Genomic DNA, 5,926 nt, shown 5'->3' with positions numbered 1-5,926 from the left:
CGCCGCCAGGCCGGCGGCCGCGGCGACGCGCGCCCCGTACGACAGTGGCGGCGGCTCCGGGAACAGGAACGCCTCGGCCAGGATCAACAGTCCGATCCCCACCGTCGCGCCCCCCAGGCGCTCGTCGAGCGAGCCGGGATCGTAGGGCGGGAAGCACGGCATGATGTACAGGAGTTGGAGGCCGGGCGCGGCCCCTGCCGGCCGCGGTCCGCACACCGCGAGGAACGCCAGCGCGAAGCCGACGATCAGCATCCCGACCACCGCGCTCCAGGTCCGCACCGCCAGGAACGTGCCGAGGGTGATCAGCGCCCAGCACCACGGCGTCACCCGGAGCATCATGGCGGCCCGCTGCCGTCCGGTCCCGGGGATGCGCGAGAGCCCGCCGAGCGCGACCGCGCCGAACAGCGCGTACGTGGCGGCCGTGGGGGAGTCCACGCCGTACAGGAACAGGTAGAAGCCGCCACCCGCGGCGGCCGTGACGCGCGCCGCCTTACGGGCCGCGGCGCGGTACGCCGCCGGGACCGACGCCCTGGACGCCCGGGGCGTCTCCGGGGTGCTCGGCGCCTTCAGGACACCCGTCATGCCACCAGGATCACCCGGCCCCGGACCGGCGGCACGCGCGCGCCGCCCTGCGCGTCACCGGTCCTGACGCGCCCCGAAGTGCAGCCGCCGCGCCCCCGCCCCACCCGTGCCGACGCCCTCCAGGTACGGCTCGGAGGAGTCAGGTCCGGTCGCGGTGAGCGGGACCGCGAGGCTCTGGCACATGCGCTGGGCGCGCGCGAGGGCGCTGAGCGTGGCGGGGGAGGGCTGGCCGGCGGGGAGCTCGACCGTCACCGCGGAGGGGCGGTGTGCGAAGACCAGCGCCTCGATCTGCAGAGCGGCCGCCGCCCGGTTCGTGATGTCGAGGTCCCGGAGGATCTTGACGTGCAGGATGCCGTCCTCGTCGATGACATGGCTGATGATCATGGCGCACCTGCCGTTCAGACCCCGGGGTTCGGCGTCCGTCCGCGCCGGCGCCGCTCACTGTCGAGGATAAGTCTCGCCCGGGACCCTCACACAGTCCCGCAGGCGGCTTCCTGCCGCATGTCCTTCCAGCGGCTCGGCTGTCGACGCGCGGCCGAACTCGGTGCGCCAGACGTCGATCACCGCGCCGTCCCCGCCCGTGACGAAGTACTCCGGCCAGCGGTCGAACGCCGCGCACGGATGGGAGAGCCCGAACTCGACGACATCGCTCACGTCGAGCCCGGACGCGTCGGCGAGGACGGTGTGGTGGTCGTACAGCGCCCGCACCGTGCCCCGTACGCCGGGCTTCTCGCGCCCCGCCGCGGCGCTGGACGTGCACCCCGACACCTTTCGATACCGGCTGCGCCGCGCCGCGCGGATCGCGGGTCCGGACCTCGACGACCCCGACGCCCGCTTCGCCGCGATGCTCGAATTCCGGCTCACCCGGCGAAGGCCGTCCGACGGGGTGGAACACGGCTGAATGCCGCACCCCGCGTTCCAGTGGCCCACCCCTGGCTCTCCGGGAGCGGCCGACACTGAGCCATTGGCCCACTGGTCCCCGCCTCTGTTGAGCCACCTGCCTCGCCGCCGTTACCCTTTCCATATCCAAGTACTTCCTGGCGCCGCAGCGCCGGACGGCAACGACGCCGACTCCGGACCGCGGTGCCTTCGTCGTGTCCATGCGCGGCCCACCATCCCGGGCCGCATGGGGAACGGCGCGCACCACTGCAAGGGGGCGGCGTACCGCCGTGAAGAAGATGTTCGTGGCTCCGGACCCGGGACTGTTCCGACTGCGTATCTCCCTGCGCGCCGTCCTCGGCGTGGCTCTCGCCGTCGTGGCCGCCCAGGCGTGCGGACTGTCGCTGGTCGCCTCGATCGTCGGCGGCCTGGCCGCGCTGCTCGCGCTCTTCACGGTCACCGACTCGACCGTGCGCGCGCAGGCGCTGACCACCGCGCTGCTCCCCGTGGCCGGTTTCCCCGTCCTGGCCCTGGCCACGGCCCTGCACGGCCAGCCGCAGCTCCGCGACGCGGCGTTCGTCGCGGTCGTCTTCTGCGGCGTCTACGCCCGGCGCTGGGGTCCCCGCGGCCACGCGCTCGGGATCTTCGCGTTCATGGACTTCTTCAGCACGCAGTTCCTGCACGCCGTGCCGGCCCAGTTGCCCGAGCTGTACGCCGCCGTGCTCCTGGCCCTCGTGGCGGCCGCGGCCACCCGGTTCGTCCTCTGGCCCATCGAGCGCCGCACCCCGCCCGCCGCGGCCCCGCCCGCGCTGCCCGGCACCGGTCTCGCGCGCGCCACCACCCGGCAGGCCGTCCAGGCCGCGGCGGCCTCCGCCGTCGCGCTGGTCGTCGGACAGGTGCTCTCCGACGAGCGCTGGTACTGGGCCGTCGGCACCGTCTGGTGGATCTTCGTCAACACGACCTCGCGCGGCGAGACCCTGGTCCGCGGCTTCCGCCGGGTCCTCGGCACCGTCGTCGGCATCGTCTTCGGCGTGCTGATCGCCATCCCGCTGCACGGCGCGCCCGCGCCGACGGCGGTCCTCGTGGCGGTCTGCATCTTCGGGATCTTCTACACCGCGGCCGTCTCGTACTCCTGGATGATGCTGGCGGTCACGGTCATGGCCAGCTCGCTGTACGGCCTGCTCGGCGTCCTCGACGCCGGTCTGCTGGTGCTCCGGGTCGCCGAGACGGGCGTCGGCGCGGTCTTCGCCGCGCTGGCCGTGGCCCTCGTACTGCCGATCACCACGCACGCCACGAACCACGCCTGGATCCAGCGCGCCCTGCACAGCATGCACGCCGCCACCGCCGAGGCGATCGCCCGGCTCGCCGGCGACCGCGAGGGCGACCCGGCCCCGCACGCCGCCGAGCTGGAGCTGCTGCTCGGCCGGGTGCGCATGGCGCTCGCCCCGCTGCTGCACCCGCTGAACCCCTTCCGCGCCCGCAAGGCCCGGGCCCGCCGGGTCATCGAGCTGCTCGACGACTGCGCCCGCGAGGTGCGCGGCCTGGTGGCCGTCGCCGCCGACCCCGCCGCCGCGCACGACTCACGTCTGGCCGCCGCCTGCTGGCGCGTCGAGGAGGCCGTGGAGGCGCTCACCGCCGACGAGCTGGGGTGCTGCCGGGTGGCGGCGCAGGCGCACGGCGAGACGCCGCACGAGGAGCGCGGCGAGCCCGCCCTCGTGCATCTGCACGGCCTGGAGAAGGCCCTGGCCGAGCTGGCGACGCCGCTGGGGTCCTCGCCGCGCGACCCGCTGGTCCCGGCGGCCTGATCCACCCGATCTGCTCGATCTGCCCCACTCTTTGGTCTAGACCGCCTGCTACCGTCGGCGCGCAGACCGAGCGCGCGGAGTCCCGCGGAGGGGAGAGGCTGTGGCCGAGCAGGGCGCAGTACGGGCATTCATCGGATCGTTCACATCGGCCGGAGGACGGGGCGTCGTGGCCGCCGCGGTCGACCCGGAGACCGGGGCGCTGACGGAGACCGGGGCGACCGACGCGGTCGCGGACCCGTCCTTCCTCGCGCTCGCGCCGGCCGCCGACGGCCGCCCCGTCCTGTACGCGGTCTCCGAGACCGAGGACGGAGCCGTGGCCGCCTTCGACGCCGCCGGACCCGTACCGCGGCCCCTCGGCGCGCCCGCGCCCGTACGCGGCTCCGGTCCCACCCACCTGTGCGTCGCCGCCGGTCACGTCCTGACGGCCGACTACACCTCCGGCAGCGTCAGCGTCCTGCCGCTCGCCGCGGACGGCTCGCCGCGCCCCGCCACCGACGTGCTGCGGCACGCGGGAGCGGGCCCCGTCACCGACCGGCAGTCCGGTCCGCACGCCCACCAAGTGCTGCCCGACCCCACCGGGCGCTGGATCGTGAGCGTCGACCTCGGCACGGACTCCGTCCGCGTGTGCGCCCTCGACCCGGCGACGGGCCTGCTGAAGCCGCACCGCGAGACCGCGCTGCGCGCCGGTACCGGGCCCCGGCACCTGGCCTTCCATCCGGCGGGCACGCACGCGTACGTGCTGAACGAGCTGGCCCCGACCGTCACCGTCTGCCGCTGGGACGCCGCCGAGGGCGTCCTCGAACCGCTGGGGGAGACCGCGGTGCTGCCCGAGGGGGCGGCGGAGCCGAGCTACCCCTCCGAGATCGTCGTGGCGGCCGACGGGCGCTTCGCGTGGGCGGCGGTGCGCGGCGACGACAGCATCGCCGTCCTCGCGCTCTCGCCGACCGGGGACGCGGCCGAGCTGGTCACCACCGTGCCGTGCGGCGGCCACTGGCCCCGTGACCTCACCCTGGACCCCGCCGCGCGTCGGCTGTACGCCGCGAACGAGCGCTCCGGCGACGTGACCTGGTTCGACCTGGATCCCGGGACGGGCGTCCCGACCAGGGCGGGCGCGTTCCTGGCTCCCGCGGCGTCCTGCGTGATCTTCGCCTGACGCGACGGACACAGCACTCGGCACACGCCCGACGATCGGCATACACCCGACACTCGGCACACGCCCGACACTCGGCACACGCCCGACACGGCGCAGGGCCCCACCGGACATCCGGTCGGGGCCCTGCGGCTTCCGTGGCTTCCGTGCGCCGGCCTCAGTGCGTCGGGGTGCCCTGCGGCTGCGGGGTGATGCCCAGGATCGCCGCGTACTGCGACAGGACCAGCTTGCCGATGGCCGGGTACGCGCCGAGCGGCTCGGAGGTCGGGCAGCCCGCCTCCCTCGCCGCCTCGTCGAGCAGGCCCTCGGCCAGCTCCGGGCCGACCAGGTACGGGGCGAGCGCCAGCTGGGCCGAGCCGGCGCCGCGCAGCTGCTCGGCGACGGCGGCGATCGAGCCCTCCTGGTCAAGCGCGGCGGCGATCACCGGGACGGCCAGGCGCGCGGCCAGCAGCATGCCGGTGATGCCGGCGGCCTGGACCGCCTCCTCGCCGCCGACCGTGGCCAGGATGATGCCGTCGGCGGCCGTGGCCACCGTGAACAGCCGGGCGCGGTCGGCGCGGGACAGACCGGCCTCGGAGAGCCGGACGTGCAGCGCCTCGGCGAGCAGCGGGTGCGGGCCGAGCACGTCGGTCAGCTCGGCGCCCGAACCGCTGTCCATGACGGACTGGCGGATCCGGCGCATCAGCCCGCTGTCCGGGCCCGCGAGCAGCGGGACCACGACCGCGGCCGGGCCCTCGGGCGCGCTGACCTCGCGGCCGGCCGCCACGGCGATCTCGTAGCGCTCGTGGCGCAGGGCCGAGACCTGCACGAGGACGGAGCCGAGGGTGGGGTACTCGGTGTCGTCACCGTCCAGGAAGCCGATCGCGGCCTCCAGGCCGGGCAGCTCCGAGCGGGCGATGCTGACGACCTCTTCGGCCAGGGAGCGTATGGCCGGGGAGGGCGTGCCGGGGACCGCCAGGACCAGCGTCGGAGCGCCCTCGGGCGCCGCCACGGGTTCGGGTCGACGGTGCCGCCCGGTCTGGCGGGGTCGCGGCATTCGTACAGGCAGGCCGGAAGCGGGCCCAGTGGGGGAGCTCATGCGGCCGCATGCTACTGGTTCTGCCCGTCGCGCTCCTCGTTGAGGTGCGACTCGGCGTTGGATGCCCACGTTTGTCCGACCTGCTCCTTACGGGAGTTAATGCTCGGGTACGTACAGCAGGCGCGGGTCCTCCGGCAGCCGGAGCGTTCCGGTCGCCAGCGCCACGGCGAGCGCGACCGCCCCGGACAACGGGTCCCCGGCCGCCGACACCTGCCGGGCGTGCGGCAGTTGTGCGGCGAGTTCCCGCCGCAGGGGGGCGAGGAGGGGGTCGCCGAGCTTGAACAGTCCGCCGGTCAGGGCGACTTCGCCGACCGTCGAGCCGTCATCGCCTTCGTCGGCGCCGCCGCGCGGGCACACCGCGGCCGCCGCCTCGGCGATGTGCGCCGCCGCCTGCCGCAGGACGTCGGCCGCCACCGGGTCGCCGTCCGCGGC

6 protein-coding genes and 2 pseudogenes are annotated in these 5,926 nt (G+C 75.2%); 3 read left to right on the top strand and 5 right to left on the bottom strand.

Annotation, left to right across the window (positions count from 1 at the left end; genetic code table 11):
- The 3 genes and pseudogenes from VIU94_RS43050 to VIU94_RS43040 all read right to left on the bottom strand — a co-directional run.
- A pseudogene (locus VIU94_RS43050) lies at positions 1-582 on the bottom strand (FUSC family protein); the annotation flags it as partial.
- Positions 583-636: 54 nt separating this feature from the next.
- Positions 637-966 (bottom strand): hypothetical protein, encoded by a 330-nt coding sequence (locus VIU94_RS43045; RefSeq protein ID WP_331920893.1) that lies wholly within the window; start codon positions 964-966, stop codon positions 637-639.
- A 54-nt stretch (positions 967-1,020) separates the two neighbouring features.
- Positions 1,021-1,290 carry a hypothetical protein gene (locus tag VIU94_RS43040; RefSeq protein ID WP_331920891.1) on the bottom strand — a complete coding sequence of 90 codons (270 nt, stop codon included), beginning with the start codon at positions 1,288-1,290 and terminating at the stop codon, positions 1,021-1,023.
- A gap of 1 nt (position 1,291) precedes the next feature.
- Between VIU94_RS43040 and VIU94_RS43035 the strand changes: the two genes are divergently transcribed.
- The 3 genes from VIU94_RS43035 (at position 1,292) to VIU94_RS43025 (ending at position 4,419) form a co-directional block, all read left to right on the top strand.
- Positions 1,292-1,483 (top strand): helix-turn-helix domain-containing protein, encoded by a 192-nt coding sequence (locus VIU94_RS43035; RefSeq protein ID WP_331920889.1) that lies wholly within the window; start codon positions 1,292-1,294, stop codon positions 1,481-1,483.
- A gap of 277 nt (positions 1,484-1,760) precedes the next feature.
- A complete protein-coding gene (locus VIU94_RS43030; protein ID WP_331920895.1) occupies positions 1,761-3,266 on the top strand; it encodes an FUSC family protein in 1,506 nt (501 codons plus the stop codon).
- A 100-nt stretch (positions 3,267-3,366) separates the two neighbouring features.
- The gene (locus tag VIU94_RS43025; RefSeq protein ID WP_331920887.1) at positions 3,367-4,419 is read left to right on the top strand and encodes a lactonase family protein; all 1,053 of its coding nucleotides are present in this window, start codon (positions 3,367-3,369) and stop codon (positions 4,417-4,419) included.
- A gap of 154 nt (positions 4,420-4,573) precedes the next feature.
- Here VIU94_RS43025 and VIU94_RS43020 read toward each other — a convergent pair whose 3' ends face one another.
- Together VIU94_RS43020 and VIU94_RS43015 are read right to left on the bottom strand one after the other, a co-directional pair.
- Positions 4,574-5,494: a sirohydrochlorin chelatase gene (locus tag VIU94_RS43020; RefSeq protein WP_331920885.1), complete on the bottom strand. Its 921-nt coding sequence runs from the start codon at positions 5,492-5,494 to the stop codon at positions 4,574-4,576.
- A gap of 96 nt (positions 5,495-5,590) precedes the next feature.
- Positions 5,591-5,926: pseudogene (locus VIU94_RS43015) on the bottom strand (ATPase); the annotation flags it as partial.

The organism is Streptomyces sp., from assembly GCF_036566765.1.
Taxonomy (GTDB): Bacteria; Actinomycetota; Actinomycetes; order Streptomycetales; family Streptomycetaceae; genus Streptomyces.
Note: the sequence above shows the minus strand (reverse complement) of the source record. Positions and strands in the feature narration are given on the sequence as shown.

What these genes read in the sequence shown, in the direction of transcription:
- VIU94_RS43045 (WP_331920893.1), bottom strand. Translation starts at nt 966, where the DNA reads ATGATCATCAGCCATGTCATCGACGAGGACGGCATCCTGCACGTCAAG.
- VIU94_RS43030 (WP_331920895.1), top strand. Translation starts at nt 1,761, where the DNA reads ATGTTCGTGGCTCCGGACCCGGGACTGTTCCGACTGCGTATCTCCCTG.
- VIU94_RS43020 (WP_331920885.1), bottom strand. Translation starts at nt 5,494, where the DNA reads ATGAGCTCCCCCACTGGGCCCGCTTCCGGCCTGCCTGTACGAATGCCG.